This window comes from Ancylobacter defluvii (assembly GCF_018390605.1).
Lineage (GTDB): Bacteria > Pseudomonadota > Alphaproteobacteria > Rhizobiales > Xanthobacteraceae > Ancylobacter > Ancylobacter defluvii.
This window is the reverse complement of record NZ_JAHBGD010000024.1, coordinates 637,667-663,118: the sequence shown is the minus strand read 5'-3', so window position 1 is coordinate 663,118 and position 25,452 is coordinate 637,667. Positions and strand designations below refer to the sequence as shown.

General features: G+C 69.2%; 24 protein-coding genes. 19 read left to right on the top strand and 5 right to left on the bottom strand.

From position 1 onward, the window contains the following. Nucleotides 1-3: 3 nt before the first annotated feature. Both KHC24_RS19310 and nadA read right to left on the bottom strand, forming a co-directional pair. On the bottom strand, nucleotides 4-1,563 hold the full coding sequence (locus tag KHC24_RS19310; RefSeq protein ID WP_213364922.1) for an L-aspartate oxidase: 1,560 nt from the start codon (nucleotides 1,561-1,563) through the stop codon (nucleotides 4-6). Nucleotides 1,564-1,600: 37 nt separating this feature from the next. Continuing rightward, a complete protein-coding gene (gene nadA, locus KHC24_RS19305; RefSeq protein WP_213364921.1) occupies nucleotides 1,601-2,662 on the bottom strand; it encodes a quinolinate synthase NadA in 1,062 nt (353 codons plus the stop codon). A gap of 323 nt (nucleotides 2,663-2,985) precedes the next feature. Here nadA and KHC24_RS19300 point away from each other — a divergent pair, with 323 nt between their 5' ends. Beyond that, nucleotides 2,986-4,161: a glycosyltransferase family 2 protein gene (locus KHC24_RS19300; RefSeq protein WP_213364920.1), complete on the top strand. Its 1,176-nt coding sequence runs from the start codon at nucleotides 2,986-2,988 to the stop codon at nucleotides 4,159-4,161. Nucleotides 4,162-4,240: 79 nt separating this feature from the next. Next, nucleotides 4,241-4,669 (top strand): GNAT family acetyltransferase, encoded by a 429-nt coding sequence (locus tag KHC24_RS19295; RefSeq protein ID WP_213364919.1) that lies wholly within the window; start codon nucleotides 4,241-4,243, stop codon nucleotides 4,667-4,669. A gap of 294 nt (nucleotides 4,670-4,963) precedes the next feature. On the opposite strand, the gene KHC24_RS19290 is transcribed toward KHC24_RS19295, so the two are convergent. Further along, on the bottom strand, nucleotides 4,964-6,019 hold the full coding sequence (locus KHC24_RS19290) for an NUDIX hydrolase (protein WP_213364918.1): 1,056 nt from the start codon (nucleotides 6,017-6,019) through the stop codon (nucleotides 4,964-4,966). Nucleotides 6,020-6,133: 114 nt separating this feature from the next. Between KHC24_RS19290 and KHC24_RS19285 the strand changes: the two genes are divergently transcribed. The 10 genes from KHC24_RS19285 (at nucleotide 6,134) to KHC24_RS19240 (ending at nucleotide 16,394) form a co-directional block, all read left to right on the top strand. Then, a complete protein-coding gene (locus tag KHC24_RS19285) occupies nucleotides 6,134-6,967 on the top strand; it encodes an aldo/keto reductase (protein WP_213364917.1) in 834 nt (277 codons plus the stop codon). Further along, nucleotides 6,964-7,728: an energy-coupling factor ABC transporter ATP-binding protein gene (locus KHC24_RS19280; protein WP_271180614.1), complete on the top strand. Its 765-nt coding sequence runs from the start codon at nucleotides 6,964-6,966 to the stop codon at nucleotides 7,726-7,728. The genes KHC24_RS19285 and KHC24_RS19280 overlap by 4 nt, the downstream gene beginning before the upstream one ends. Then, a complete protein-coding gene (locus KHC24_RS19275; protein WP_213364916.1) occupies nucleotides 7,725-8,336 on the top strand; it encodes an energy-coupling factor transporter transmembrane component T family protein in 612 nt (203 codons plus the stop codon). Before KHC24_RS19280 ends, KHC24_RS19275 begins: the two co-directional genes overlap by 4 nt. A gap of 46 nt (nucleotides 8,337-8,382) precedes the next feature. Next, nucleotides 8,383-8,940 carry a biotin transporter BioY gene (locus KHC24_RS19270; RefSeq protein ID WP_213364915.1) on the top strand — a complete coding sequence of 186 codons (558 nt, stop codon included), beginning with the start codon at nucleotides 8,383-8,385 and terminating at the stop codon, nucleotides 8,938-8,940. A gap of 41 nt (nucleotides 8,941-8,981) precedes the next feature. After that, on the top strand, nucleotides 8,982-10,445 hold the full coding sequence (locus KHC24_RS19265) for a class I adenylate-forming enzyme family protein (protein ID WP_246547158.1): 1,464 nt from the start codon (nucleotides 8,982-8,984) through the stop codon (nucleotides 10,443-10,445). Nucleotides 10,446-10,555: 110 nt separating this feature from the next. Continuing rightward, a complete protein-coding gene (locus KHC24_RS19260) occupies nucleotides 10,556-11,338 on the top strand; it encodes a DeoR/GlpR family DNA-binding transcription regulator (RefSeq protein WP_213364914.1) in 783 nt (260 codons plus the stop codon). A gap of 204 nt (nucleotides 11,339-11,542) precedes the next feature. Further along, nucleotides 11,543-12,493, top strand: coding sequence for an aldo/keto reductase (locus tag KHC24_RS19255; RefSeq protein WP_213364913.1), 951 nt, complete (start codon nucleotides 11,543-11,545; stop codon nucleotides 12,491-12,493). Nucleotides 12,494-12,675: 182 nt separating this feature from the next. Then, a complete protein-coding gene (ade, locus tag KHC24_RS19250) occupies nucleotides 12,676-14,403 on the top strand; it encodes an adenine deaminase (RefSeq protein WP_213364912.1) in 1,728 nt (575 codons plus the stop codon). 63 nt (nucleotides 14,404-14,466) lie between these two features. Continuing rightward, a complete protein-coding gene (locus KHC24_RS19245; protein ID WP_213364911.1) occupies nucleotides 14,467-15,180 on the top strand; it encodes a lysophospholipid acyltransferase family protein in 714 nt (237 codons plus the stop codon). Next, the gene (locus KHC24_RS19240) at nucleotides 15,177-16,394 is read left to right on the top strand and encodes an NAD(P)/FAD-dependent oxidoreductase (protein ID WP_213364910.1); all 1,218 of its coding nucleotides are present in this window, start codon (nucleotides 15,177-15,179) and stop codon (nucleotides 16,392-16,394) included. The genes KHC24_RS19245 and KHC24_RS19240 overlap by 4 nt, the downstream gene beginning before the upstream one ends. 10 nt (nucleotides 16,395-16,404) lie before the next feature. Here KHC24_RS19240 and KHC24_RS19235 read toward each other — a convergent pair whose 3' ends face one another. Both KHC24_RS19235 and KHC24_RS19230 read right to left on the bottom strand, forming a co-directional pair. After that, a complete protein-coding gene (locus tag KHC24_RS19235) occupies nucleotides 16,405-16,806 on the bottom strand; it encodes a DUF1398 domain-containing protein (protein ID WP_213364909.1) in 402 nt (133 codons plus the stop codon). A 30-nt stretch (nucleotides 16,807-16,836) separates the two neighbouring features. Next, a complete protein-coding gene (locus KHC24_RS19230) occupies nucleotides 16,837-17,298 on the bottom strand; it encodes a MarR family winged helix-turn-helix transcriptional regulator (protein WP_213364908.1) in 462 nt (153 codons plus the stop codon). 293 nt (nucleotides 17,299-17,591) lie between these two features. Here KHC24_RS19230 and KHC24_RS19225 point away from each other — a divergent pair, with 293 nt between their 5' ends. The 7 genes from KHC24_RS19225 to KHC24_RS19195 all read left to right on the top strand — a co-directional run bounded on the left by KHC24_RS19225 (nucleotide 17,592) and on the right by KHC24_RS19195 (nucleotide 25,401). Further along, nucleotides 17,592-18,521 (top strand): LysR family transcriptional regulator, encoded by a 930-nt coding sequence (locus KHC24_RS19225; RefSeq protein WP_213364907.1) that lies wholly within the window; start codon nucleotides 17,592-17,594, stop codon nucleotides 18,519-18,521. 206 nt (nucleotides 18,522-18,727) lie between these two features. After that, a complete protein-coding gene (locus KHC24_RS19220; protein WP_246547306.1) occupies nucleotides 18,728-19,837 on the top strand; it encodes an ABC transporter substrate-binding protein in 1,110 nt (369 codons plus the stop codon). A gap of 146 nt (nucleotides 19,838-19,983) precedes the next feature. Continuing rightward, nucleotides 19,984-21,024 (top strand): ABC transporter ATP-binding protein, encoded by a 1,041-nt coding sequence (locus KHC24_RS19215; RefSeq protein WP_213364905.1) that lies wholly within the window; start codon nucleotides 19,984-19,986, stop codon nucleotides 21,022-21,024. Further along, nucleotides 21,021-21,968: an ABC transporter permease gene (locus KHC24_RS19210; protein WP_213364904.1), complete on the top strand. Its 948-nt coding sequence runs from the start codon at nucleotides 21,021-21,023 to the stop codon at nucleotides 21,966-21,968. The genes KHC24_RS19215 and KHC24_RS19210 overlap by 4 nt, the downstream gene beginning before the upstream one ends. A 144-nt stretch (nucleotides 21,969-22,112) precedes the next feature. Then, complete coding sequence (locus KHC24_RS19205; RefSeq protein WP_213364903.1) at nucleotides 22,113-22,922, top strand: ABC transporter permease; 810 nt, start codon at nucleotides 22,113-22,115, stop codon at nucleotides 22,920-22,922. A 13-nt stretch (nucleotides 22,923-22,935) separates the two neighbouring features. Continuing rightward, nucleotides 22,936-24,375: a gamma-aminobutyraldehyde dehydrogenase gene (locus KHC24_RS19200; RefSeq protein WP_213364902.1), complete on the top strand. Its 1,440-nt coding sequence runs from the start codon at nucleotides 22,936-22,938 to the stop codon at nucleotides 24,373-24,375. A gap of 96 nt (nucleotides 24,376-24,471) precedes the next feature. Next, nucleotides 24,472-25,401, top strand: a complete 930-nt coding sequence (locus KHC24_RS19195) for a 5'-methylthioadenosine/S-adenosylhomocysteine nucleosidase (RefSeq protein ID WP_213364901.1) — start codon at nucleotides 24,472-24,474, stop codon at nucleotides 25,399-25,401. Nucleotides 25,402-25,452 lie beyond the last annotated feature (51 nt).

Below are 25,452 nucleotides of genomic sequence, written 5' to 3'. Positions count from 1 at the left end.
TTCTCAGGCAACCTGCCGCTCGGCATCGTCAGTCATCGCCGCGCGCCGCACACGGTCGGGCTCCGGTTCGGTCCCCGGTTCGGCCACCTGGCCGAGCGTCAGGCGGCTGTGCCATGTCGGGGTGGCCGGATGCGGATGGTCGGCGCGGAAATGCCCGCCGCGGCTTTCGCTGCGGGCCAGCGCGGCGCTGGCGACCATGAGCGCCACCCGCGTCGCGTCCTCGTCGCCGGCACCGGCGAGCGTGGCGACCGCCTCGGCGAGGCCGGCCTTGTCGCGTACCACGCCGACCTGCCGGTCCATCAGCTGCCGCAGCGCCGGGGCGGGCGGGGCGGGGAGCGCCGGTACCGCGGCCGGCGGCGGCGTGCCGGCGGGAATGGCGGCGGCGATATCGGCGGCGATCCAGCCGGCATAGGCAAGCGCTTCCAGCAGCGAGTTGCTCGCCAGCCGGTTGGCGCCGTGCAGGCCGGTGGAGGCGACCTCGCCGCACGCCCACAGGCCGGGGAGGCCGCTGCGGCCGGTGGCATCCACCTCGACGCCGCCCATGTGGTAATGCGCCGCCGGCCGCACCGGGATCGGGTCGCGCAGCGGATCGAGCCCATTGGCGCGGCACAGCGCCACCACGCCGGGGAAACGGCGCTCGACATGCTTCAGCCGCGCGTCCAGCACCACGCGGCGGCCGGCTGCCAGTTCGGCGAAGATGGCGCGGGCCACCACGTCGCGCGGCGCGAGCTCGGCGCCGGGAATATCGGCCATGAAGCGGTCGCCGCGATCGTTGAACAGGCGGGCGCCTTCGCCGCGCAGCGCTTCGGTGGCGAGCGGCATCGGGTCGGCGCCACAGGCGATGGCGGTGGGATGGAACTGCACGAACTCCATGTCGCGCATCACCGCGCCGGCGCGAGCCGCCAATGCCAGCCCGGAGCCGGTGGCGCCGAGCGGATTGGTGGTGGAGGCGTAGAGCGCGCCGAGCCCGCCGGTGGCCAGCACCACCGCCCGGCCGGTCAGCTCGGCGGCATGGCCTTCCATGTCCCGCACCGCGACGCCGGCGATGCCGCCTTGCGCGTCGGTGAGCAGCGCGGTGGCGCTTGTGCCTTCCAGCAGGGTCACCAGAGGGTTGGCGCGGACGGCGGCGATCAGCGTCTGCAACACCACCCGGCCGGTGCCGTCGCCCTCGGCATGGACGATGCGCCGGCGCGAATGCGCTGCCTCCAGCCCCAGTGCCAGGGCGCCGCCGGCCGCGCGGTCGAACGGCGCGCCGATCGAGACCAGCCAGTCGATCGCCGCCGGCGCCGCGCCGGCGACGCGCCGCGCCGCCTCGGGCTCTGCGAGCCCGGCGCCGGCGGTCAGCGTGTCGATGGCGTGCAGGTCCGGCCGGTCGTCGGCGCCGAGCGCGGCGGCGATGCCGCCCTGCGCCCAGAAGGTCGCCGCTCCCGCCCCGAGCGGCCCGGCGACCAGCAGCGTCACCGGCAGCCGTCCGGCGGCGAGGTGCAGGGCGGTGGCCAGCCCGGCAATGCCGCCGCCGATGACGATGGCGCCATCGGTCCGCGCCCGGTCGGTATGCGTCATGACGTTGGTCCTGATGCGGCTCGCCCGGGGCGAGCGGTTAGCGGATGGCGATCATGCGCTCGACCGCGGCGCGGGCGCGCTCGGCCAGCGCCGGGTCGATCTCCACCGCGCCCTGCATGGTTTCCAGCGCCCGGCGGATGTTGGCTAAGGTGATGCGGCGCATGTGCGGGCACAGGTTGCACGGCCGCACGAACTCGATGTCGGGATGGTTCACCGCGACATTGTCGGCCATCGAGCATTCGGTGATCAGCACCACCCGGCCCGGCTTGTGGCTGCCGACATAATTGGCCATGTCGGCGGTGGAGCCGGCATAGTCGGCCTCCGCCACCACCTCCGGCGGGCATTCGGGATGCGCCAGCACCACCACGCCGGGATGGTTGTCGCGCAGGTCGCGTATGTCCTGCGGCGTGAAGCGCTCATGCACCTCGCAATGGCCCTTCCAGGCGATCAGCTCGATCTCCGGCACCTGCTTCTGCACGTTCTGGGCGAGATACTCGTCCGGCAGCATCAGGATGCGGTTGACGCCCCATTCCTTGGCGACGTGGCGCACCACCTTCACCGCGTTGCCGGAGGTGCAGCAATAGTCGCTCTCGGCCTTCACCTCGGCGGAGGTGTTGACGTAGGTGACCACCGGCACGCCGGGATAATGCTGCCGCAGCAGGCGGATGTCGGCGCCGGTGATGGAATCCGCCAGCGAGCATCCCGCGCCCATGTCCGGCATCAGCACGGTCTTGGAAGGGTTGAGCAGCTTCGCCGTCTCGGCCATGAAATGCACGCCGGCCATGACGATGACGTCGGCCTCGACATTCACCGCCTCGCGGGCGAGCGCCAGACTGTCGCCGACGATGTCGGCCACGGTGTTGAAGATCTCCGGCGCCTGGTAATTGTGGCCGAGGATCACCGCGTTGCGCTCGCGCTTCAGCCGCTGGATCGCCTCGACCTCGCGGGCATGGAGCGGCCATTCCGCCGGGGTGATGTGGCGGGCGACCCGCGCATAGAGATCCGGCAGCGGCAGTCCTGCCGTCCCGCTGTCGCGGCGCGGCAGATCGGGGGGGGCGATGGCGGCTTCCTCACGGGCGGCGATAGCGGCGTCGAGCATCGCGACCTCCCTTATGCTCGGATTGAGTATAATTAGGGTCAAGAAGAACCGGGCCAAAGGCCCGGCATCCATTCCTAAGCTGGCTTATGCTAGGACTGAGTATAAGTCGCTGTCAACACTTCGTCACAGATCGGACGATGGAACTTCCCTATCGTCGCGACAATTCATTCGGGTTCGCCCGGCGGCTGCGGCGGCCACCCGCAAAACCTCAGGCGCAGGCTTGACTTGCCGGCGCGCGGCAGGCTCTAGGAACGGGGCAGGGGAGCTCCGGGGAACCACGCATGCCTAGCTTCACACCGCCTTTTCCGTCGCGGAGCGACTGGATGTCGGCCGCGCCGGCGGGGAACCGGGTGGCGGTCATCACCCGCACCCGCAACCGCAATCTGCTGCTCGGGCGGGCGCTTTCGAGCGTGCTCGGCCAGAGCCACGCCGACTGGCATCTCTATCTCGTCAATGACGGCGGCGATGCCGAGGCGGTGGAGGCGACGCTGGCGCCGCATCGCGAGGCCTTCGCCGGACGGCTCACCGTGATCCACAATCCGGTCAGCCTCGGCATGGAGGCGGCCTCCAACCGTGCGCTGGTGATGGCGCAGGCCCAGACCCATGCCACCGGCGATTTCATGGTCGTGCATGATGACGACGATGCCTGGCACCCGGATTTCCTCAAGGAGACGGTCGGCTTCCTCCAGCGCGAGGAAAACCGCAGTTACGCCGCCGTCCTCACCCGCATGATCCGCGTCTATGAGCGGCTGGAGCCGGACCGGGTGGTCGAGCTGAGCCGCGAGCCCTGGCACGACTGGCAGCCCGATCTCGACGGCATCCAGCTGCTGTCGCGGAACGTCTTCTGTCCCATCGCCTTCGTCATCCGCATGGCGGTGGTGCGGCAGATCGGCCTCTATAACGACACGCTGCCGGTGATAGGCGACTGGGACTACAATCTGCGCGTCTTCGCGGTGGGCGATATCGGCACTCTCGATCAGCCGCTGGCCTATTATCACCTGCGGCCTGAGGCGACCGGCTCCTACGGTAATTCGGTCGAGGCCGGCCGCCGGTTGCACGCGCGCTACAACGTGCTCTACCGCAATGCGCTGCTGCGCACGCATCTCAATGCGGATCCCGGCGCCGGCGGGTCGATCATGACCCTGCTGCACGTCATTGCCGACTACCGCGAAATGGTGTCGCGCCGGCTGGACGCCATCGAGGCGGCGGCGCCGACCCTGGCCCGGTTGCAGGAGATGGCCGAGGGACAGGCGGCGCTGGCCGGCAGGCTCGGAACCGTCCCGCCCGACGGCTCGGTCATGACGGCGTTGCGGGAAATCGCCGAAGCCCAGTCGGCGCTCGCCGCGCGTGTCGAGGCCCTCGGCCCCGCCATCGCGCAGCAGGCGGAGGGGCAGGTCCAGCTGGAGCGCCGCCTCGACGCCATCGAGGCGCGGCTGGCGAAGATCGGCTTTCGGGCGTGGTGGCGGAAACGGTGGCGGCGGCTGCGCGGGCGCTCGTGATCGGGTGCCGGCGAGCAGATGCCCGCGTCCGCCTGTGCGGCCGGTGCCGGACGGTGCGGAAAGACGGGAGTAGCGGCGGGTGAGTGTCACCATCGAGGCGGCGCAGGAAACGGACGAGGCCGGGGTGGTGGCGCTGTGGCAGGCCTGCGGCCTCACCGTGCCCTATAATGACCCGGCGACGGATTTCCGCTTCGCCCGCGCCGGCGCGGCCTCGGATGTGCTGGTGGCGCGGGCAGCGGACGGGGCGGTGGCCGGCACCGTCATGGTCGGCCATGACGGTCATCGCGGCTGGCTCTATTATCTTGCCGCCGCGCCCTCGCGGCAGGGCGAGGGCATCGGCCGGCTCATGGTCGAGGCGGCGGAGCATTGGCTGCGCATGCGCGGCATCGTGAAGGTGCAGTTGCTGGTGCGCGAGACCAATACAAGGGTGGTCGGCTTCTACCAGCATCTCGGCTTCGAGGTGGCGCCGCGCACCGTCATGTCGAAATGGCTCGACGGGCGCGACTGAACGCTGGCTCCCTCCAAATGCCGTCATCTCGGCCGCAGCCATAGCAGAGAGCCGAGGTTGCGCTGAGGCCCCCGCACGTCCACGCGATCCCGGATCGGCCTTATGGTCGTCCGGGATGATAGCGGTGGAGCCGGCCTCTTCGTTTTCCTCTCCCCGTCGGGGAGAGATGGCCCGCGAAGCGGGTCGGTGAGGGGAGGCAACATTGGGAATCGTCGAAGCCTCGCCACCCCGGCGCGCTCCCATTGGGAAGAGAGAAGAAGCTGCCGCGCTACATTCCCGCGACGGAACCGCGCGTCAGCGCCGCACGCCGCTCGGCAGGCGCACGCCCGGTGCCGGGCGCTCCAGCAGCACTTCGCGGCGGAAGCGCACCAGCCGCGCCGGCCGGCCTCCGGTCTCGGAGGTGGCCTCGCCGGTCTCCTCGACCAGGCGCTGCTGTTCGATCAGCCGGCGGAAATTGCCCTTGTGCAGCCGCACGCCCGACAATGCCTCCACCGTGCGCTGCAATTGCAGCAGGGTGAAGCTCGGCGGCATCAGCTCGAACACCACCGGGCGGTATTTGATCTTGCCGCGCAGCCGGGCGATGGCCAGCGCCAGCATGCGCCGGTGATCCACCGTCATCTCGCTGCCGGCGGCGGGCGGGGCGGCGTGGGTGCCGCGTTCGGCGCCGCGCCCGCGCAGCGCCCCGTTTTCGCGCAGCGACTCTTGCACCAGCCCGGCCTCATAGAGCAGCTCGTAGCGCTCCAGAACCCGTTCCTCGTTCCAGCCGGCCTCCTGCGGGCCGCCGAAGCACAGGGTGATGCGGTCGGCCCGGATGTCGGCGAGGCGCCGTTCGGCCGCCGCCGCCCAGGCGCGCAGCCCGTGCAGCAGCACGTCGAGCACCGCCGGCCGCCCGCCGCGCCAGTCCTCCCAAGGGAAATAGCGGTACCAGCTCTGCCAGGAGGCGTCGGCGTCGCCGGCCGGGCGCGCCTCGCGTACCAGGGCGAGATAGGCGAGGGACAGCGAGCGTCGCCCGTCCTCGCCGCGCGCGCGGTCGCCGAAGGTGTAGAGTTGCTCGACATGGCCGAGATGCTGCAAGGTCTGCCGTTCCACCCAGGAGCGCAGGCCGATCTCCAGCGTGCGATGGCCGCGCTCCAGCGGGCCGGAAGGCAGCCCCTCGCGCCCCTGCTTGTCGCGTGACTCGCCTTCGCGCCCCTCGCCCTCGCTGTCGCGCGCTTCGCCGTGGCGGATGGCGAGTACCTTGGGGTCGTCGCCGGTGACCGCGAAGATCACCGCGCTCAGCTCGATGCCGAGCTCGTTGTCCTGCTCGGCGGCGGGCGGCGGGGCAAGGCTCTGGGACGGCGCGCTGGACATGGGACTCCGAAAGAAACCGACGGCGCCGCTATGAATAGCATGCTTGCGCGTCGGCGGCGGCGATGGCATGCCGGTCCGGACGCAAAAGGTGAGGCAAAGGTAAGGAAAGTCGCGATGAAGACGGTTCAGCTTCCCGACGGCGAGAAGGTCCCCGCGCTCGGCATCGGCACCTGGATGATGGGCGAGCGCCCGGCGGCCCGCAAAGACGAGACTGAATCGGTGCGCCTCGGCGTCGAGCTCGGCATGAAGCTGGTCGACACTGCCGAGATGTACGGCGAAGGCGCCTGCGAGAGCTTCCTCGGCGAGGCGCTGGCCGGGCTGCGTGACAAGGTGTTCCTGGTCTCGAAGGTCTATCCGCACAATGCCAGCCGCGCCGGCGTGATCGCCGCCTGCGAACGCAGCCTCAAGCGGCTGAACACCGACCGGCTCGATCTCTATCTGCTGCACTGGCGCGGGGGCGTGCCGCTGGCCGAGACCATCATCGGCTTCGAGCACCTGAAGAGCCAGGGCAAGATCCGCCATTGGGGGGTGTCGAACTTCGATACCGACGACATGAACGAGCTCTATGAGACGCCGGGCGGCGAGGGCTGCGTCACCAACCAGGTGCTCTACAACCTCACCCGCCGCGGTCCGGAATGGGACCTGCTGCCGTGGTTGCAGCAGCACGAGATGCCGGTGATGGCCTATAGCCCGATCGAGCAGGGCCGCATCAAGACCGCCGGGGCGCTCGCCGGGATCGCCGCCAAGCATGGGGCGAAGCCGTTCCAGGTCGCGCTCGCCTGGGCACTGCGCGATCCCGGCAACATCGTCATCCCCAAGGCGTCGCGCCCCGAGCACATGCGCGAGAACGCCGCTGCCCGCGACATCAAGCTCGATGCCGACGACCTCGCCGCGCTCGACGCCGCCTTCCCGCCGCCGAGCCGCAGGCGCTCGCTGGAAATGTTGTGAGACACGTCGAGCTGCCGGTTGCCGTCGACGCGGCTGCGGCCGGGGCGCCGGCGATCCGCCTCGACAAGGTCACGCTCAACCGTGGCGGCCGGCCGGTGCTGTCCGACGTCACCCTCGCGCTTGCCGAGCGGCGCATCGGGCTGATCGGCGCCAACGGCTCCGGCAAGAGCTCGCTGGCCCGCCTGCTTAACGGCCTGCTGATGCCCGACGAGGGCCGGGTGGAGGTGCACGGCCTCGACACGCGCGAACACGCCGCCGAGCTGCCGCGCAAGGTCGGCTTCATCTTCCAGAACCCCGATCACCAGATCATCTTCCCCACCGTGGCCGAGGAGATCGGCTTCAGCCTCGAACAGGCCGGGCGCCCGCGGCGCGCGGCGCGCGAGGAGGCCAAGGCGGTGCTCGCCCGCCATGGCCGCGCGCATTGGGCGGAGCGGCCGGTGCACGCGCTCTCCGAGGGCGAGAAGCAGTTGTTGTGCATCATTGCCGTGCTGGTGATGCAGCCGGCGGTGCTGGTGCTCGACGAACCGTTCTCCAGCCTCGATCTCACCACCCGCCGGCGGCTGGAGGCGATGATCGCCTCGCTGCCGCAGCAGGTGATCCTGGTCGCGCACGAGCTCGACGCCTTTTCCGGCTACGACCGGGTGGTCTGGCTGCATGAGGGCCGGGTGCGGATGGACGGCGCGCCGGAGGCGGTGGTCGCCGCCTATCGTCGCTTCGCCGAGGCGGCCGCCGGGGCGGCGGAGGGCGGGGACACGCCGTGATCTCGCTCTATCTCGCCGAGCGCACCTGGGCGCACGGCGTCCCCGCCGGCTGGAAGCTGCTGGCGCTGGCGCTGATCAGCCTTGCCATCACGCCGTTCGACAGCGTGGCGCTGATGGGCGGGCTGCTGGCGGCGGTGCTGGTGCTCTATGTCAGCCTTGGTCGGGCGGCGCTGCGGCAGGTCGCGCTCCTGCGCCCGCTGCTGCCGCTGTTGGTGATCCTGCTCGGCCTGCATTGGTGGACCGGCAGCCTCACCGCCGGCATCGCCATGGTGCTGCGCCTGCTGGCGATGATCCTGCTGGCCAATGCGGTGACCATGACCACCCGCATGGACGACATGATGGATGCCGTCGAGCCGATCCTGCGCCCGCTGGCCCTGTTCGGCCTGTCGCCGCGGGCGGTGGCGCTGATGGTGGCGATGATGCTGCGCTTCGTACCGCTGCTGTTCGCGCTGTGGGAGGCGCTGGGCGAGAGCTACCGCGCCCGTACCGGCAAGCGCGGCGGCTGGCGCCTGCTCGCCCCCTTCTGTATTCAGACGCTCAGACTGTCGCACCATACCGCCGAGGCGCTCACCGCCCGCGGCGGCGCCCCGAGAGGCAAGCGTCGATGAAAACCGCGCCGATGAAAACCCCGCCGATGAACCGAGGAACCCGCCGATGAAGGATCGCTCGCTCGTGCAGATCGCCCTCTATGCCGCGATCTTCGCCGTGCTCGGCCTGATGCCGAAATTCGACCTGCCGATCGCCGGCGGCGTGCCGATCACCGCCCAGAGCATGGGCGCGATGCTGGCCGGGGTGATGCTGGGGGCGAAGCGCGGCGCGCTCGCCATGCTGCTGGTGCTGTTCGTCGTCGCCCTCGGCGCGCCGATCCTCGCTGGCGGGCGTGGCGGCCTCGGCGTGTTCTTCACCCCCTCGGCCGGCTTCATCTTCGGCTGGGTGGCGGCGGCCTTCGTCGCCGGCGGCCTGATGAGCCTGCTGCGCCGGCAGGCGGTGTTCGCCTCGGCGCTGATCGCCTCGGTCGTTGGCGGCATCGTCGTGCTCTACGCCTTCGGCATCGCCGGCATGGCGCTGAAGACCGACCTGTCGCTCATCGACGCCGCCAAGGCGTGCCTGATCTTCATCCCCGGCGACGCCATCAAGGCGGTGCTCACCGCGTTGGTCGCCCAGACGGTGGCGCGCGGCATGCCGGAGGCGCTGCTCTCGCGCACCCGCTAAAGCATTTTCAAGCGAAGTGGCTTCCGGTTCGCGTGAAGAAAATGCGCAAAAGCGAAGACCAGGTGATCCGCACCATCGGTGACCGCCTCGAGGAGCTGGCGCGGCTGGCGCCGGACCGGCTGGCGCTGGTCTGCGGCGAGGATCAGCTGAGCCGCGCCGCCTTCGCCGCGGCGGTGGCGCGGCGTGCCGCCGTCCTCGCCCGGCAGACCCCGCAAGGTGCCGGCATCGCCCTTGCCATGGGCAACAGCCCGGCGCTGGTCGCGGCCTTCTTCGCCTGCGCGGTGAGCGACCGGCAGGCGCTGGTCTATGATCCCGCCTGGCCGGCCGGCTACCGCGCCGCCGTCGATGCTGCGCTGTCGCCGGCGCTGACGCTGGCGGACGAGACGCCGCCGCAGGACGTGCTGCCTCATCCGGCGCTGTCCCCGCCGCACCCCGATGCGCCCTTCTATGTCGGCTTCACCTCCGGCTCCACCGGCCTGCCCAAGGGCTACCGGCGCGGCCACCGCTCGTGGATCGACAGCTTCGCGGTCAGCGAGCAGGCCTTCGGCCTCACCGCCGACGACGTGATCCTGGCGCCGGGCGGGCTGTCCGCCTCGCTGCATCTCTATGGCGTGGTGCACGCGCTGCATATCGGCGCTGCGGCGGTGATGCTGCGCCTGTTCCACCCGCAGCGCGCGCTGGAAGTGATCGCGCGGCACGGCGTCACCGCGCTCTACGCCACGCCGACCCAATTGCAGATGCTGGCCCGCGCCGCCGCCGAGCAGGGCGTTGCGCTTCCCAGCGTGCGGCTGATCCTGATCAGCGGCGCCAAATGGCGGCCGCAGACCCGCGCGGCGGTGGCCGCCGCCTTTCCCCATGCCGGCATCGCCGAGTTCTACGGCGCGTCGGAAACCAGCTTCATCAGCCTCACCCGTCCGGGCGAGGCGGTGCCGCCGGGCTCGGTCGGCCGCGCCGCGCCGGGCGTCGATCTCGTCATCCGCGACGCCGCCGGCCGCGACCTGCCGCCCGGCACCACCGGCACCATCTGGGTGGCGAGCGCGATGCTGTTCGATGGCTATGCCTGCGGCGGCGGCGAGGAGACCCGTCGCGAGCACGGCTATCTCACCATCGGCGATCATGGCCGGCTCGACGCCGGCGGCTATCTCACCCTTGCCGGGCGCGAGAAGCGGATGCTGGTGACCTCCGGCCTCAACGTCTATCCGGAGGAGATCGAGGCGGTGCTGGTAAGCGCGCCCGGCATCGCCGAGGCGGCGGTATTCGGCCTGCCGGACCCGTTGCGCGGCGTCGAGCTGGTGGCGGTGCTGCGCGGGCCGGGAGCCGGCGACCATGCCGGCCTCAGGGCGCATTGCCGCCGCCTGCTGCCGGCCGGCAAGCTGCCGCGCCGCTTCGTCGTCCTCGACGACTGGCCGCGCACCGCGAGCGGCAAGGTGGACCTGCTGGCGCTGGAGGCCCGCATCGCCGCCGGGGGCGCCGCGGGGCGCGGGCAAATGTTGCAGCGCAGCTAAGGGTTTGTTTGCGGTCGGGGCGCCCGATGGTGCAGGATCACCGCGAATCCTCACCGGGCGTCTTTCGCCGCTCCGGCGGCGAGCGGGACGACGACGCGGGGCCAACGACAATGAACATCTCCTCCCGTCAGCAGGACATATTGATGCTTGCCCGCGCCCAGGGGCGGGTCAGCGTCGAGGACCTTTCCTCCCGCTACGAGGTGTCGCCGCAGACCATCCGCAAGGATCTCAACGATCTGTGCATCCGGCGGCTGATGTCGCGCGTGCATGGCGGCGCCGTGGTCGCCTCGGGGGTCGAGAATCTCGCCTATGAGGCGCGTCGGGTGATGGCGCAGGGCGCCAAGCGCGCCATCGCCGAGGCGGCGGCCAACATCGTGCCGAACCGCGCCTCGCTGTTCATCAATATCGGCACCACCACCGAGGAGGTCGCCCGCGCGCTCGGCAATCACGAGGACCTGCTGGTGATCACCAACAACCTCAATGTCGCCACCGAGCTCTACCGCCATCCGACCATCGAGCTGATCATGGCCGGCGGCCCGGTGCGCCATGCCGACGGCGCGGTGATCGGCTCCTCGGCGGTGGATTTCGTCCGCCAGTTCCGCGTCGACTACGCGGTGATCGGTGCCTCCGCCATCGAGGAGGACGGCACGCTGCTCGACTTCGACTATCGCGAGGTGCAGGTGGCCCGCGCCATCATCGACAATGCCCGGCAGGTGATCCTGGTCGCCGACCGCTCCAAGCTGGAGCGTTCGGCGCCGGTGCGCATCGGCGAGATGAACGAGATCGACACCTTCGTCACCGATGCCGTCTCCTCGCCGCTGCTGCGCGAGGTCTGCGCCCGCGATCAGGTCGAGCTGATCGAGGTCGGCGGCGCCGAGGAAGAGGTGTTCTGACCCGTCGCCGGCGTCCCGGTCCGCGTCCCGGCCGGAAGGCATCGGCGGCATCGGCTCCCGGCATCCTCCCGCGATGTTCCGCCGTCTAAAGAACAATCGGCAGGTGGTTCGCGCATCCGCGCGTCTTGTCTAAACTCCGGGGATGAATCCGCCGCCGGATTCGCGCCGCAAAGCCGTCATTGCCGCGTCCGCAGGAGAACACCCATGGAACTTCGCCGTCTCGGTCGCTCCGACCTCCTCGTGCCGCCGCTATGCTTCGGCGGCAATGTGTTCGGCTGGACCGCCGACGAGGCGACGAGCTTCCGCCTGCTCGACGAGCTCCTGGCTGCCGGCTTCAACTTCATCGATACCGCCGACGTCTATTCCCGCTGGGCGCCCGGCCATGTCGGCGGCGAATCCGAGACCATCATCGGCAAGTGGATGAAGGCGCGCGGCAATCGCGACAAGATCGTTCTGGCCACCAAGGTCGGCGCCGATATGGGGCGCGGCAAGGTTTGTCTGACGGCGGAATATATCGCCGAGGCGGTGGAGGCCTCGCTGAAGCGGCTGCAGACCGACCGCATCGACCTTTACCAGTCGCATTGGGACGATGCCGAGACCCCCTTCGAGGAGGTGCTCCACGCCTATGACACGCTGATCAAGGCCGGCAAGGTCCGGCTGATCGGCGCCTCCAACCTCACCGGCCAGCGCCTGTTCGACGCGCTGGCGGTGAGCACCCGCGAGCACCTGCCGCGCTACGAGACCATCCAGCCGGAATACAACCTCTGCGAACGCGCCGCCTATGAGACCGACATCGAGCCGGTGGCCCGCGCCAACGGCCTCGGCGTCATCACCTATTTCTCGCTGGCCGCCGGCTTCCTCACCGGCAAGTACCGTTCGCCGGAGGATGCCGGCAAGAGCGTGCGCGGCGGCGACAACGTCCGCAAATACCTCAATCCGCGCGGCCTCGGCATTCTCGCCGCCCTCGACGCGGTGGCTGCCGCGCACGGCGCCAACCCGACTCAGGTGGCACTCGCCTGGGTGATGGCGCGGCCCTCCGTCACCGCCGCCATCGCCAGCGCCTCGAAGCCCGAGCAGCTCGGCGACCTGATCGCCGCCGCCGAGCTTGGCTTGACGGCGGGTGACATCGAGCGGCTGAATGCCGCCAGCGCGTGAGGGATTTCACCTCCCATGCCATGGGGAGGCATGAGCGATTTCCCCTCTCCCGGTCGGGGAGAGGGCTGGGGTGAGGGGTCTTCGACGCTTCCCAATATTGTCTCCCCTCACCGACCCGCTGCGCGGGCCACCTCTCCCCAATGGGGGAGGGAATCTAAGAGAAAGCTCTTGAGGAGAACCACATGACCCGTGCCGACCGCGAGGCCCTCGCCCGCTTCATCGACCAGGGCCGCGGGGTGGCGCCGGCCGATCTGGTGATCAAGGGCGTCGGGCTGCTCGACGTCATCACCGGCGCGGTGACCGAGACCGACATCGCCATCTGCGGCGACCGCATCGTCGGCACCTATGCCAGCTATGAGGGGGCCGCGGTGATCGACGGCGCCGGCCTCACCGCGGTGCCGGGTTTCATCGATACGCATCTGCATGTCGAATCCTCGCTGGTGACGCCGCTGGAATTCGACCGCTGCGTGCTGCCGCATGGCGTGACCACCGCGATCTGCGATCCGCACGAGATCGCCAACGTGCTGGGCGCCGAGGGCATCCGCTACTTCCAGGCTTGCGCCCGCCACACCCTGATGGACCTGCGGGTGCAACTGTCCTCCTGCGTGCCGGCCACTCGCTTCGAGACCGCCGGTGCCGAGCTCACCGCCGCCGATCTGGTGGCGCTCCGGGGCGAGCCGTCCGGCATCGGCCTTGCCGAGTTCATGAATTTCCCCGGCGTGCTGTTCAAGGACGAGGGCTGCCTCGACAAGCTCGCCGCCTTCTCCGGCGGGCACATAGACGGCCACGCACCGCTGCTCTCCGGCCGCGACCTCAATGGCTACATCGCCGCCGGCATCCGCACCGAGCACGAGGCGACGACGCTGGAGGAGGCGCGCGAGAAGCTGATGAAGGGCATGAACGTCCTCATCCGCGAGGGCTCGGTGTCCAAGGACCTGCACGCGCTGATCCCGCTGATCTCGCCCGATACCTCCGCCTATCTCGCCTTCTGCACCGACGACCGCAACCCGCTCGACATCGCCGAGGAAGGCCATCTCGACTACATGATCCGCACCGCCATCGCCCATGGCGCGCCGCTGCACCATGTCTATCGCGTCGCCAGCCTGTCGGCCGCCAACGCCTTCGGGCTGACCGATCGCGGGCTGATCGCGCCGGGGCGGCGGGCCGACATCGTGCTGGTGGACGACCTCGCGCAATGCACCGTGCGCCACGTCATCTCCGCCGGCCGCCTGGTGACGCCGGAACTGTTCGCCGCGCGCGGTACGGTGGCGCCGGTCGGTCTCGACTCGGTGAAGCTGGCGCCAACGACCGCCGACAGCTTCCGCATTCCCGCCAATCGCGCCGCCACGCGGGTGATCGGCGTGGTGCCCGGCCGCATCATCACCGAGGACCTTGCCATGGAGCTGCCCATCGAAGGCGGCGCCAAGCAGGTGGACCTGGCGCAGGACGCGGTGAAGGTCTGCGTCGTCGAGCGCCATGGCCGCTCGGGCGAGAACGGCATCGGCAATATCGGCCGCGGCTTCGTGCACGGCTTCGGCATGAAGCGCGGCGCCATCGCCTCCTCGGTCGGCCATGACAGCCACAATATCTGCGTCGTCGGCGTCGACGATGCCGACATGGCGGTGGCGGTGAACCGCCTGATCGAGCTGCATGGCGGCTTCGCGGTGGCCGAGGGCGGCGCCATCACCGCCGAGCTCGCTTTGCCGGTGGCCGGGCTGATGTCCGACCGCGCCTTCGAGGAGGTGCACGACGCGCTGATCGATCTGCGCGCCGCCGCCAAGGTGCTCGGCGTCGTGCTGCCCGAGCCGTTCCTGCAGGTGGCGTTCCTGCCGTTGCCGGTGATCCCGCATTTGAAGATCACCGATTTCGGCATGTTCGACGTCAATCGCTTCGAGCTGATCGAGGGCTAGAGGATCGCGCGCCCCGCCGGCTTCTGCTACTAGCTCCGCCGATACCTGCCCACCGGAAGCCGCATGTCGATCCTGTTCCTGCCGCTGCTCGTCCTGTGGACGCTGCTCCTGGCGCCCGCCGCGCCGGTGCTGGCGCTGATGAAAAGCCCCGAAAGGGTGCGCAACTTCTCCCGCTTCTGGGCGCGGGGGGTGCTGGCCATCCTGCGCGGTGCCGGCGGACTCGGCTATCGCGAGATCGGCCGCGCCAACCGTCCGTCCGGGCCGGCGCTCTATGTCGCCAATCACCAGTCCGCCTGGGAGACCATCGCCTTCGCCGTGCTGGTGCCGGATGTCGCCATCGTGCTGAAGGAGGAGCTGTACCGCATCCCGGTATTCGGCTGGTTCCTGCGCCATTCGCCGATGATCGCCATCGACCGCGCCGGCGGCGCCTCCTCGCTCAAGAAGATGCTGCGCGAGGGCCGCGAGGCGGTGGCGCAGGGGCGCAGCCTGCTGATCTTCCCGGAGGGCACCCGGCGCGGGCCGGGCGAGCGCGCCGAGTTCCAGCGCGGCGTCGTCCTGCTCTACAAGGCGCTCGGCCTGCCGGCGGTGCCGGTCGCCCATAATGCCGGGCTGTTCTGGAAGGGCCGCAGCTTCACCCTGAACCCCGGCATGGTTACCGTCAGCTACCTGCCGGCGCTGCCGCCGGGGCTGCCGGATGCGGAATTCCTGCGCCGCGCTCCCGAGGCGATCTATGCCGAGCGCGACAGATTGGTGGCTGAGGTGGAGGCACATCGATGAGCGTCGTCGTCATCGGCAGCGGGCAGGCGGGGTTCCAGCTTGCCGCCAGCCTGCGCGAGGCTGGCTATGAGGAGCCGATCACCCTGGTCGGCGACGAGCCGGGCCTGCCCTATCAGCGCCCGCCGCTGTCCAAGGCCTATCTCAAGGGCGAGGTCGGCGCCGATCACCTCGAGTTGCGCCCGGCCGCCTTCTTCGCCGATCATCGCATCGGCCTTGCCCATGGCCGTATCGTCGCGGTGGACCGCGTCGCGCGGCGGGTGACGCTGGAGGGCGACGGCACCCTGCCTTATGGCCATCTCGTCTTCGCCACCGGCGCCCGCAACCGCGTGCTGCCGGTGCCGGGGGCCGAGCTCGACGGCGTGTTCTATCTGCGCGGCCTCGCCGATGCCGATGCCGTCAAGGCGGCGCTGCCGGCGGCCGGGCGGGTGGTGGTGGTCGGCGCCGGCTTCATCGGGCTGGAGTTCGCCGCCGTGGTCCGCAAGCTCGGCCATGAGGTGACCGTCATCGAGGCCGCTCCGCGCGTGCTCGGCCGCGCCGTCGGCGCCGCGATGTCGGAATTCTTCGCGGCGGAACACCGCGCCATGGGCACCACGCTGACCCTCGGCGCCGGCGTCGCCCGGCTGGTCGGCGAGGGCGGGCGGGTGGTGGCGGTGGAGACCGCCGAGGGCGAGCGCATCGCCGCCGATCTGGTGATGGTCGGCATCGGCGTGGTGCCGAATGTCGAGCTTGCCGCCGCCTCGGGCCTTGAGGTCGATAACGGCATCGCCGTCGATGCGCATCTCCTCACCGAGGACGACGCGGTCTCGGCCATTGGCGACGTCGCCTCCTATCCGAGCCATCATGCCGATAATGTACGGGTACGGCTGGAATCGGTGCAGAACGCCGCCGATCACGGCCGCTGCGTCGCCGCCCGGCTCACCGGCAAGCCGCATGCCTATGAGGCGGTGCCGTGGTTCTGGAGCGACCAGGCCGACCTCAAATTGCAGATGGTCGGCCTCGCCCGGCCGGGCGACGAGGAGGTGGTGCGTGGCGATCCGGCGACGCGGCGCTTCTCGGTGTTCCGCTTCCGCGAGGGGCGGCTGGTGGCGATCGAGAGCCTCAATCGGCCCGCCGACCACATGCTCGGCCGCCGCCTGCTCGCCGGCATCCCGACGCTGACCCCGGAACAGGCCGGCGACGAGGGCTTCGAGCTGAAGCGTCTGCTGGCGCGGTGAGCCGCCCGCGCTAATCCGGGAACGCCTCGACATGGGTCTCGGCGGTGCGCCCGATATAGAGCGCCCGTCGGCCGGAGAACGAGACGACATAGAAGGCGCAGCCGGCGGCCGCCGCCTTCTCGCAGAAGCCTTTATAGCTATAGCCCGGCACCTGCTGCTGCGCCTCGCGGATCGCCGCCTGCAGCATGCGGGCATCGAAGGCGGGCGCGACCGGGGTCGCGGGCCGGTGCGCCGGCAGTTCCAGGCTGTCGCCGTCCGGCAGGTAGTAGGTCGCAGTCGCCCGCCGGAAATCGACGGCATAGCCCTCGAAGCCGGCCGCGCTCAGCGCGCCAACGATCTGCGGGAAGCTCTTGGCGTCGTTCCAAGATGCCGCAAGACAGGCGCGGGCCGTCTCCGTCTGGTGGTCGGTCATGGAATCGCTCCGCGACAGGTTTGCTTCGGGTCAGTCGAGCGGCGGCGTTGTCATGCGGCCGCGCTCGACCATGCGCATCAGCAGGTCTCTCAGCGTCTGCCGCTCCTCGGCCGTCAGCAGGTCGAAGAACGCGGCATCGTTGCGGTCGGCGAGCGCGGCGAGCTCCGGCACCAGCGCAACCCCCGCCGCCGTCAGGGCGAGCGTCTGCGCCCGCCCGTCCGCCTCGCTCGGCCGCCGGGCGAGCAGCGCCTTGCCGATCAGCCGGTCGGCGAGCTTGGTGACCGCGCCGCGCGTCAGCCCCATCGCATCGGCGAGGCGGCTCGGCGGCGTCGGCTCGCGGTCGTAGAGCGCGCGCATCAGGCTCCACTCGGCGACCGTCACCCCCTTGTCGGCCAGCCGGGCGGCGAAGGCGTGCGAGACATGGTTGGATACCATCCGCAACCAGAAGCCGAGATGGGTGGTGAGCTCTGAAACCGGAGGCGTCGGGGTCATGGCCTCTCCTTTAATTGACAAGGAAACTATCTCGAGATGGTTTCCTTGTCAATCAATTCGACGGAGCGGCCTTTCGGGCGGGCAGGGGGCGGTAGGACTTCCACGCTCGGGCCGTATTATTGGCCGCATCGCCGCGATGGCGGGGCGATGTCTGGCCTCATCGGCCTTGGTCGGTCGTTTTCGTTCCCATCATACACCGCATCATACTGGCTTTTCGGTCTGTCCGGCAGGCCTATCCAGCCGCCGGGAGCCGATGTTACCATCGGCTATCACCACGCATATCGGGATTTCCGATGGCATTCTCGCTGCGCCAGCTGCAATATTTCGTCGCCGTCGCCGAGAATGGCTCGGTGTCCTCGGCGGCGCATATCCTGTCCATCTCGCAATCGACCGTTACCGAGGCGCTGCGCGAGCTGGAGCTCGACCTCGGCTTCAAGCTGCTGGAGCGCCACGCCCGCGGCGCCGACTTGACGCTGAAGGGCCATCACTTCCTGCGCCATGCGCGAAAGATCCTCGGCGACGTCGCCGATGCGCGGCGCGCGCTTTCCGGCTCGGAAGGCGCGGCGCTGGAAGGGCGGCTGGCGCTCGGGGTGACGCCGCTGGTCGCCGGCTACGTGTTCTCCGATCTGCTCGCCCGCTTCCGCCGTGCCTTTCCCGGCGTGGCGGTGGAGGCGGTGGAGGATGCCGGCGATTATCTCGAACATCTCCTCGTCGGCGGCGAACTGGATGTCGCGGTGATGGTGCTGCCGCCCGGCCGCCGCTCCGCCGCCTTGCAGACCGAGCCGGTGCAGGTCTCGCCCTACCGGGTGTGGATGCCGCTCGGCCATCCGGCGCTGGCCGAGGAGAGGGTCAGTCTGCGCGATCTCGCCGAGGAGCCGCATGTGCTTCTCACCATTGATGAAATCGCCGAGGCCTCCGAGATCGTCTGGCGCCGGCTCGGCATCCGCCCGCCGGTCGCCTTCCGCACCCGCTCGGTGGAGGCGGTGCGCTCGCTGGTGGCGACCGGCGCCGGCGTCGCGGTGCTGCCGGACCTCGCCTACCGCCCCTGGTCGCTGGAGGGCGACAAGATCGAGGCGCGCCAGCTTGCCGAGGAACTGCCGGCCATCGAGGTCGCCACCGCCTGGCGGCGCGGTTCGCCGCTCTCGCCCGCCGCCGCCGGCTTCCTGTCGGTCGCCGGCACCCGCCAGCCGGCCCGCATCCGCCATGGCGGCGCCATCGCCTGACGCGTGCGTCAGGCCTATAATGCCACAATATCACTCATCGGTTTTTCCGATGCCTGCGTTCTTTTCTTTGGTGTGGCGAGCAGGCGGACGCAGCGGCACACTTCCCTCAAAGGGTCTGCACGGCCCGCAGAGCAGAGGGAACAAGCATGCGCACGCACACCCGTTTTCTGCAGCTGCCGGCGCTGGTCGCCTGCGCCTCGCTCACCATGCAACCCCTTGTCGCAGCTGAATTAAAGGAGCTCGGCAAGGGCGAGGGGCAGGTGGATATCGTCGCCTGGGCCGGCTACATCGAGCGCGGCGAGACCGACAAGGCCTATGATTGGGTCACCGATTTCGAGACCAAGAGCGGCTGCAAGGTCAATGTGAAGACCGCCGGCACCTCCGACGAGATGGTGGCGCTGATGAACGAAGGTGGCTTCGACCTCGTCACCGCCTCCGGGGACGCCTCGCTGCGCCTGATCGCCGGCAAGAAGGTCGCCCCGATCAACACCAAGCTGATCCCGAGCTGGGGCAGCGTCGATGACCGCCTGCAGAGCGCGCCCTGGCACACGGTGAACGGCGTGCATTACGGCGTCCCCTATCAGTGGGGCTCCAACGTATTGATGTACAACACGGAAGCCTTCAAGGGCGAGGCGCCGAAGAGCTGGAACGTCGTCTTCGAGGAGCAGACCCTGCCGGACGGCAAGTCCAACAAGGGTCGCATCCAGGCCTTTGACGGGCCGATCTACATCGCCGATGCCGCGCTCTATCTCATGGCGCACAAGCCCGAGCTCGGCATCAAGGATCCCTATGAACTGACCGAGGCGCAGTACAAGGCGGCTCTCGACCTGCTGCGCCAGCAGCGCAAGATCGTGCAGCGCTACTGGCACGACGCCATGATCCAGGTCGACGACTTCACCAATGAGGGCGTCGTCGCCTCCTCCTCCTGGCCGTTCCAGGTCAACCTGTTGGTGAGCCAGAAGAAGCCGATCGCCTCGACCATTCCTGCCGAGGGCGCCACCGGCTGGGCCGACACGACCATGATGCATGTCGACGCCGCGCATCCCAACTGCGCCTATATGTGGATGGAGCATTCGATCGCGCCGAAGGTTCAGGGCGATCTGGCCGCCTGGTTCGGCTCGGTGCCGGCGGTGCCCGCCGCCTGCAAGGGCAGCGACTTGCTGGGCGCCGAGGGCTGCGCCACCAATGGCGCCGGCAATTTCGAGAAGACGCATTTCTGGCGCACGCCGGTCGCCAAGTGCGCGACCCAGGCCGAGGGCTGCGTGCCCTATTATCGCTGGGTGTCGGACTACATCGCCGTGCTCGGCGGCCGCTGAGCCCCCGATTCCGCGCGTCCGGCACAAGCCGGGCGCGCCGCTTCCCGGGTGATACCGCGCGCGTGATGCGCCACGCCGGCGAGGCTGCACGTCGTCCGGCCTGAACTCCCACGGCGGCGCGCCACCGCCGAACCATTGAGACATCGATGCACGCTCCCGCCCCGACATCCGCCGTTCCCGCCGTCCGCTTTGCCGGGGTAGCCCGGCATTTCGGGGCGGTAAGGGCGGTGGATGGCGTCGATCTCTCCATCGCGCCGGGCGAGTTCTTTGCCATGCTCGGCCCCTCCGGCTCCGGCAAGACCACCTGCCTGCGCCTCATCGCCGGCTTCGAGCAGCCCGATGCCGGCCATATCGAGATCTTCGGCGAGACGGTGGAGGGCCTGCCGCCCTATCGCCGGCCGGTGAACACCGTGTTTCAGGACTACGCGCTGTTTCCGCATCTCTCGGTTGGCGAGAACGTCGCCTATGGGCTGAAAGTACGCGGCGTTGCCCGTGCCGAGCGCGAGAAGCTGGCGCGCGAGGCACTGGCGCTGGTGAAGCTCGCGGGGTTGGAGGCGCGCCGTCCGGCGCAGCTCTCCGGCGGCCAGCGCCAGCGCGTGGCGCTCGCCCGTGCCCTGGTGGTGCGGCCCAAGGTGCTGCTCCTCGACGAGCCGCTGGGCGCGCTCGATCTCAAGCTGCGCGAGGAGATGCAGGTCGAACTGAAGAGCCTGCAGCGGGCGCTGGGCCTGTCTTTCGTGTTCGTCACCCATGATCAGGGCGAGGCGCTTTCCATGGCCGATCGGGTGGCGGTGTTCAACGAAGGCCGCATCGTCCAGGTCGGACCGCCGGAAACGGTCTATGAGCGCCCGGCCAACCGCTTTGTGGCGGCCTTCGTCGGGGCGGCCAATGTGATCGAGCCTGACATGGCCGTCGCCCTCGGCGCCGCCAGCGGCCTCTACAGCCTGCGGCCGGAGAAGATCGCGCTGCTGGCTCCTGGCGTGCCGGCGCCGGACGGAGCCGCCGCGATCGAGGCGAGCGTCGTCGACGTCTCCTATCAGGGGGCGGTGCGGCGCCTCGCGGTCCGCACTACCGCCGGGGTGGCGCTCACTGCCGCCGTGCCGGCTTCCCATCGTGCGCCCGCGTCCGGCGATAGCGTGCGCCTAGCCATCCCGCTGGGCGCGCTGATGCCGATGGAGGCCGAGACGTGAGCCTCGCCACCTTCGATCTGCCGTCGCCACGCGAGGGCGCTCTCCGTCGCTTTTCCGACCTGCTGCTGCGCCGCGGGCATCTGATCGTGCTGCTGCTGCTCGCGCCACCGCTCATCTGGCTCGGCCTGGTCTATCTCGGTAGCCTGTTCGTCTTCCTCGGCCAGTCGATCTTCTCCATCGACGAATTCTCCGGCACCATCGTGCGCGAGCCGACCACGGCGACGCTGCTGGAACTGTTTCGCCCGGCCAATTTCGACATTCTCATGCGCACGGTGGGTATCGCCACGGCGGTGACGCTGCTCTGCGCGGTCATCGCCTTTCCGATCGCCTATTATGCCGCTCGCTATGCCGGGCCGCGCGCCAAGGCGGCGTTCTACCTCGCGGTGATGATGCCGCTATGGTCGAGCTATCTCGTCAAGGTCTATGGCTGGAAGCTGCTGCTGGCGAAGGAGGGCGCCATCTCCTGGTTCGCCGGCAGGCTCGGTCTCGACGGCGCCCTCGATGCCTGGCTGTCGCTGCCGCTGGTGGGCGGGCCGTCGCTGTCGGTCTCCTATACCGGTATGGTGCTGACCTTCACCTATCTGTGGCTACCCTTCATGATCCTGCCGGTGCAGGCCGCGCTGGAGCGGGTGCCGGCAAGCCTCATCGAGGCCGCGGGCGATCTCGGCGCCGGCCCCGGCTATACGTTTCGAAGCGTCATTCTGCCGCTCGCCATGCCCGGCGTGGTAGCCGGAGCGGTGTTCACCTTCTCGCTGACGCTTGGTGACTACATCGTGCCGCAGATCATCGGCACCTCGGCACTGGTGCTCGGCCAGGCGGTCTACACGCTGCAGGGAACCGCCGGGAACATCCCGCTCGCCGCCGCCTTCTCGCTGGTGCCGATCCTGGTGATGGCACTGTTCCTGACGCTCGCCAAGCGTACGGGGGCGTTCGATGCGATGTGAGGCGAGGGCGAACCTAATTCAGGAGCGTCGTCATGCCTGGCTTTGGGCCGGGCATCCACGCCTTTCCTGCCCGCAACGTGCCCGCTTCAAAGTCGTGCATGGCCGAGCCAAGCCCGGCCATGACGGCGCCTTGAGGGGCGCGCCATGAACCGACCCTCGCTCGGCCTCAAGATCGCGGCGCTCGGCGGCCTCGCCTTTCTGCATGTCCCGCTGCTGTTCATCCTGCTCTATGCCTTCACCACCGAGGAGAAGAGCTACGCCTTCCCGCCGCCGGGCTACACGCTGAAATGGTTCGGCGTGGTGTGGGGGCGGGCGGATATCTGGGCGGCGGTGGGGCTGTCGCTGAAGGTCGCGACGATTGCCACCCTCATCGCCCTCGTGCTCGGCACGCTGGCGGCCGGAGCGCTGGCGCGGGCGAAGTTTTTCGGCCGCGAACCGATCTCGCTGCTGTTCGTGCTGCCCATCGCGCTGCCGGGCATCGTCACCGGCATCGCGCTGCGCCAGGCCTTCGGGCTGATGGAGATCCCCTTCTCCTTCTGGACCATCGTGCTCGGCCACGCGACCTTCTGCATCGTCGTCGTCTACAATAATGCGGTGGCGCGCCTGCGCCGGCTGTCGCCCTCGCTGATCGAGGCGTCGATGGACCTCGGCGCGGACGCCTTCCAGACCTTCCGCCTCGTCGTGCTGCCGAACATCGGCACCGCGCTGCTCGCCGGCGGCATGCTCGCCTTCGCGCTGTCCTTCGACGAGGTGATCGTTACCACCTTCACCGCCGGCCAACAGTCGACCCTGCCGATCTGGATGCTGTCCGAGCTGATCCGCCCGCGCCAACGGCCGGTCACCAATGTCGTCGCCGTCCTCGTCATCCTCGTCACCTTCCTGCCGATCCTCGCCGCCTACTACCTCACCCGCGAGGGAGGGCAGGCAAGGGGTGCGGCCGGCACCGGCAAATAGGGAGAAGCCCGATATGACCGCCACTTTCGACACCGAGATGCTGATCGGGCCCAGTTTCGTCGCCGGTACCGAGACGCCGGAGACGGTGCTGAACCCCAAGACCGAAGAGACGCTGATCGAGCTGCCGGAAGCCTCCGTCGACCAGATCGACGCGGCGGTGAATGCGGCTGCGACGGCGTTCAAGACCTGGGCACGCACCACGCCGGTGGAGCGGTCCACTCTGCTGCTCAAGCTTGCGGACCGCATCGAAGCCGAGGCGGAAGCCTTCGCGACGCTGGAGGCGTTGAACTGTGGCAAGCCGCGCCACGCGGTGCTGCGCGACGAAATCCCCGGCGTGGTCGATTGCTTCCGCTTCTTCGCCGGTGCGGTGCGCATCCAGCACGGCATGGTAGCGGGCGAGTATCTGGCCGGTCACACCTCGATGATCCGCCGCGACCCGATCGGAGTCGTCGCCTCCATCGCGCCGTGGAACTACCCGCTGATGATGGCGGCGTGGAAGCTCGCCCCGGCGCTTGCCGGCGGCAACACTGTGGTGATCAAGCCCTCCGAGCAGACACCGCTCACCGCGCTGAAGCTCGCCAGGCTGATCGCCGACATCTTCCCGGAAGGGGTGGTGAATGTGGTGGTCGGGCGCGGCGAGAGCGTCGGCAATGCGCTGATCAACCATCCCAAGGTGGCGATGGCCTCGCTCACCGGCGACATCGCCACCGGCAAGAAGGTGCTCACTGCCGCTGCGAGGAGCGTGAAGCGCACGCATCTCGAACTCGGCGGCAAGGCGCCGGTGATCGTGTTCGACGATGCTGATCTCGCCGAGGTGGTCGAGGGCGTGAAGAGCTTCGGCTACTATAATGCCGGGCAGGACTGCACCGCCGCCTGCCGCATCTATGCGGCGGACAAGATCTACGACAACCTCGTCGCCGACCTCGCCTCGGCGGTCTCCGGGCTGAAATTCGCGTCAGCGAATGACGAGGAGAACGACATCGGCCCGCTGATCTCCGCCCGCCAGCGCGCCCGCGTCGCCTCCTTTGTCGAAAGGGCTTCGGAACTCGACCACATCGAGGTGGCGACGGGTGGCAAACCGGCGTCCGGCCGAGGCTTCTTCTACGAACCGACGGTGGTCGCCGGTGCCTTGCAGTCGGATGAGATCGTTCGGCGCGAGGTGTTCGGGCCGGTGGTGTCGGTGACGCGCTTTTCCGATGTCGACGATGCGGTGGCCTGGGCCAATGACAGCGATTACGGCCTTGCCTCCTCGGTCTGGACCCGGGACATCTCCAGAGGCATGGCGACCGCCGCCCGGCTGCAATATGGCTGCACCTGGGTGAACTGCCATTTCATGCTGGTGAGCGAGATGCCGCATGGCGGGCTCAAGCAGTCCGGCTACGGCAAGGACCTCTCCGCCTATGCGCTGGAGGATTACACCGTGGTGCGCCATGTGATGGTGAAGAATGGCTGAGGACGCTTAGCCGGCTGGTGCGCCGGTGCCGCCGCCCTGTAGGATCGCTGCGTCGCGCCGTTGCCGTGGCGCGCCGTTTCGATCCTGGGGGGCATCATGTCGTCTGCCGTCTCGCCGCTGCGCCTTTGTCTCGCTGCCATGGTTCTGCTGATCGCTCTGCTGCCGGCGGCGGCGGAGCCGGTCGATGCGACGCCCCGCATCGCCGTGCTGTGTGCCTTCGAGCCCGAATGGAAGGCCTTGCGCGCCGTCGCCACTCATATGGAAGAGCGCGACTACAAGGGCGTTCCCATCGTCACCGGCGAGATCGAGGGCAAGCCGGTGGTGCTGGTGATGACCGGGGTGAGCATGGTCAACGCCGCGATGACCACCCAGATGACGCTGGATCGCTATAATGTGACCCGCATCGTGGTCTCGGGTATCGCTGGCGGCGTCGATCCGTCGCTGAACATCGGCGACATCGCGGTGCCGGAGCGCTGGGGGCAGTATCTCGAGGTGATCCTGGCCCGCGAGACGCCGCAGGGCTTTCGGCTACCCTCCGACGATACGCCGGAATTCGCCAATTTCGGCATGATGTTTCCGCGCGGCGTGCGGGTGTTTCGCGAGGGCCGGGCTTCCTCGCCCCGGCAGTTCTGGTTCGATGTCGACCCCGTCATGCTGGAGGTGGCCCGCAGGAGCGAGGCCGTGACCGACAGCGAACTTCAGCGGTGCAGCGCCGACAAGGTGTGCCTGCTGAAGGCGCCGCGGGTGCGGGTCGGCGGCTACGGCGTCTCCGGCCCCGCCTTCGTCGACAATGCCGCCTTCCGCAGCTTCACCTTCGACACCTTCAAGGCCCAGGTGCTGGACATGGAAAGCGCCGCCATCGCCCATGTGGCGACGACCAATGACGTGCCGTTCATCGTCTTCCGGGCGCTGTCGGATCTCGCCGGCGGCGGGCCGGGCGAGAACGAAATGCATGTTTTCATGGATCTCGCAGCGAATAATTCCGTAGCGGTGATGCGTACCTTCCTCAAGGCATTGCCGGATTGAACCGGCCGCTTGTGATACAATGATCGTGACCAGCGCCGATGTGATCGCCGA